The 1,362-nt window shown below is 64.2% G+C and carries 2 protein-coding genes; both read left to right on the top strand.

Features of this window, described 5'->3' with window-relative positions; genetic code table 11:
* The coding region (locus AC1D1P_RS23460) for a beta/alpha barrel domain-containing protein (protein ID WP_477674657.1) at positions 1-397 on the top strand (397 nt) is incomplete at its 5' end.
* On the top strand, positions 394-1,188 hold the full coding sequence (locus tag AC1D1P_RS23455; RefSeq protein ID WP_477671414.1) for an SDR family NAD(P)-dependent oxidoreductase: 795 nt from the start codon (positions 394-396) through the stop codon (positions 1,186-1,188). The genes AC1D1P_RS23460 and AC1D1P_RS23455, both read left to right, overlap by 4 nt.
* Positions 1,189-1,362: the final 174 nt, after the last annotated feature.

Genomic DNA, 1,362 nt, shown 5'->3' with positions numbered 1-1,362 from the left:
CGTTCACGCCGCGGGTGGCCAGCTCATCGTTTCGCCCAATTTCAACCCGGCGGTGGTGCGCGAAGCTGTCCGCCTCGGCCTGGTGTGCCTGCCCGGCATCATGACTGCCAGCGAGGCATTTGCTGCGCTCGAAGCGGGCGCGACAGGGCTGAAGATTTTCCCGGCCGAAATGATCACCCCGGCGGTCGTGAAAGCCCTTCGCGCGGTACTGCCCGCGCAAGCCGCAGTACTGCCGGTCGGCGGCATCACGCCCGCCAATATGGCGCCCTACCTTGCCGCGGGCGCGAACGGTTTCGGCATCGGATCGGCACTCTACAAACCAGGTTCTTCCGCCACTCAGGTCTCCGAATCTGCTATGGAATTCATAGCTGCTTGCGCTGGTACCATAAGGGCATGAGCATTATTTCATCTACAGATACTGCCCAGGTATCGTTCGGACTGGCGGGCCGCGTCTGCGTCGTCACCGGCGGTGCCCAAGGCATCGGTGAGGCCTGCGCGCGGCGTTTTTCGCGTGAGCAAGCCCAGGTCGTCATCGCCGATATAGACGACACGCGCGGCGCAGCGCTGGCCGCAGAACTCGGCGGCCTGTATGTTCATTGCGACGTGGGCGACAAGGCTCAGGTCGATGCGCTGGTGGCTCGCACCGTGGCCGCGCACGGCCGCATCGACGTGCTGGTCAACAATGCCGGCATCTTCAAGGCCGCAGAGTTTCTGGACGTGACGGAAGCCGACTTCGACGCCGTACTGCGCATCAACCTCAAGGGCTCCTTCCTGGTCGGGCAGGCCGTGGCGCGCGTGATGGCGGCCGCCGGCAAGGGCAGCATCGTCAACATGAGTTCGGTCAACGGCGTGCTCGCCATTCCCACCATTGCCAGCTACAACGTCAGCAAGGGCGGCATCAACCAGCTCACGCGCGTGATGGCGCTGTCGCTGGCAGGCCAGGGCGTGCGCGTCAACGCGGTTGCGCCCGGCACTATCGCCACCGAACTGGCCGCCAGGGCTGTGCTCACCAGCGACGAGGCCAAGGCCAAGATCATGAGCCGCACGCCCATGAAGCGCCTCGGCGAGCCCTCGGAGATCGCCGACACGGTGGCCTACCTGGCCAGCGACGCCGCGAGCTACATCACCGGTGAGATCGTGGTGGTGGATGGCGGTCGGATGACGCTGAACTACACCGTGCCCGTCTAGGGTCAGCCATCCCGCGTAAGCAGGGCCAAAATTGCCTGCGCAGTTGACATGGATCATGCAGGCCGCAAAAGGTGGCCCGCAAACCCCGTCGTATCAATAGACTGGGCGCTCCTCTTCTGGAGTTCACCACCATGTCAATACGCCTGATTTCCATTCTCGCTACCGCCGCCACCC

Source organism: Polaromonas sp. P1_E1_2 (genome assembly GCF_056406035.1).
The sequence above is the reverse complement of the archived record's forward strand: the minus strand, read 5'-3'. Positions and strand labels throughout refer to the sequence as shown.

Excerpts from the sequence above, each read along its gene's own strand:
- AC1D1P_RS23455 (WP_477671414.1), top strand. The coding sequence starts at position 394 with ATGAGCATTATTTCATCTACAGATACTGCCCAGGTATCGTTCGGACTG.